This window comes from Kosakonia sp. LAM2021, assembly GCF_016620385.1.
Taxonomy (GTDB): Bacteria; Pseudomonadota; Gammaproteobacteria; order Enterobacterales; family Enterobacteriaceae; genus Kosakonia; species Kosakonia sacchari.
Window position 1 is genome coordinate 1 of sequence record NZ_JAENHT010000026.1, and the last position, 1,037, is coordinate 1,037.

Here is a 1,037-nt window from a genome sequence, read left to right on the forward strand (position 1 = left end):
GCTGCAATCACTACCGTTCTGGCTAAAACCTACGGTGGTTCTGCTCGCGCATTCGACCAGATCGATAACGCGCCGGAAGAAAAAGCTCGTGGTATCACCATCAACACGTCTCACGTTGAATATGACACCCCGACTCGCCACTACGCACACGTAGACTGCCCGGGCCACGCCGACTATGTTAAAAACATGATCACCGGTGCTGCGCAGATGGACGGCGCGATCCTGGTTGTTGCTGCGACTGACGGCCCGATGCCGCAGACCCGTGAGCACATCCTGCTGGGTCGTCAGGTAGGCGTTCCGTACATCATCGTGTTCCTGAACAAATGTGACATGGTTGATGACGAAGAGCTGCTGGAACTGGTAGAGATGGAAGTTCGTGAACTGCTGTCTCAGTACGATTTCCCGGGCGACGACACCCCGATCGTTCGTGGTTCTGCTCTGAAAGCGCTGGAAGGCGAAGCAGAGTGGGAAGCGAAAATCATCGAACTGGCTGGCTTCCTGGATTCTTACATTCCGGAACCAGAGCGTGCGATTGACAAGCCGTTCCTGCTGCCGATCGAAGACGTATTCTCCATCTCCGGTCGTGGTACCGTTGTTACCGGTCGTGTAGAGCGCGGTATCATCAAAGTGGGTGAAGAAGTTGAAATCGTTGGTATCAAAGACACCGCGAAATCCACCTGCACCGGCGTTGAAATGTTCCGCAAACTGCTGGACGAAGGCCGTGCTGGTGAGAACGTAGGCGTTCTGCTGCGTGGTATCAAACGTGAAGAAATCGAACGTGGTCAGGTACTGGCTAAGCCGGGTTCCATCAAGCCGCACACCAAATTCGAATCTGAAGTGTACATTCTGTCCAAAGACGAAGGCGGCCGTCACACTCCGTTCTTCAAAGGCTACCGTCCGCAGTTCTACTTCCGTACAACTGACGTGACTGGCACCATCGAACTGCCGGAAGGCGTGGAGATGGTAATGCCGGGCGACAACATCAAAATGGTTGTTACCCTGATTCACCCGATTGCGATGGACGATGGTCTGCGTTT

General features: G+C 54.2%; 1 protein-coding gene. It reads left to right on the forward strand.

What is annotated here, in order from left to right; genetic code table 11:
• On the forward strand, window positions 1–1,037 hold a 1,037-nt coding region (tuf, locus tag JKP81_RS23480), incomplete at both ends, for an elongation factor Tu (RefSeq protein WP_200553629.1).